Origin of the sequence: Pseudoduganella buxea (assembly GCF_009720835.1) — a bacterium.
GTDB lineage: Bacteria > Pseudomonadota > Gammaproteobacteria > Burkholderiales > Burkholderiaceae_D > Rugamonas > Rugamonas buxea.
This window is the reverse complement of sequence record NZ_WNKZ01000274.1, coordinates 1-361: the sequence shown is the minus strand read 5'-3', so window position 1 is coordinate 361 and position 361 is coordinate 1. Positions and strand designations below refer to the sequence as shown.

General features: G+C 66.2%; 1 protein-coding gene. It reads right to left on the bottom strand.

All coding sequences use genetic code 11. From position 1 onward, the window contains the following. A partial coding sequence (locus GM672_RS27930) for a hypothetical protein (protein WP_155473712.1) occupies nt 1-361 on the bottom strand: 361 nt, incomplete at both ends.

The window sequence follows — 361 nt, the reverse complement described above, 5'->3', positions numbered from 1 at the left end:
GTGTGCGTGAGCAGGTTGCCGTGGTCGTCGTAGCGGAAATGCTCGCTGCCGCCGTCGGTGTGGATATGACGCACGACATTCTTGGCGTCGTCGCGGAACAACCATTCCTCCAGCCCGTCCGGATACACGGTGCGGTAGGTGTAGCCCGCGATGTCGTAGTAGTGGCGGGTCTCCTGGCCCAGCGCATCGGTGACGCAGGTCAGGCGGATGTTCTCGTCCCAGTCGAGCCGGGTGTCGTGGCTGCCATCATCGGCCCACTCGCGGACTGCCCTGGCGTGGGCGTCGTAGGCGAGGTTCATGCCGCGCCCGGTGCGGTCCGTGTAGCGGGTGACGAGGTGGCGGTCGTACTGGTAGTGCCAGG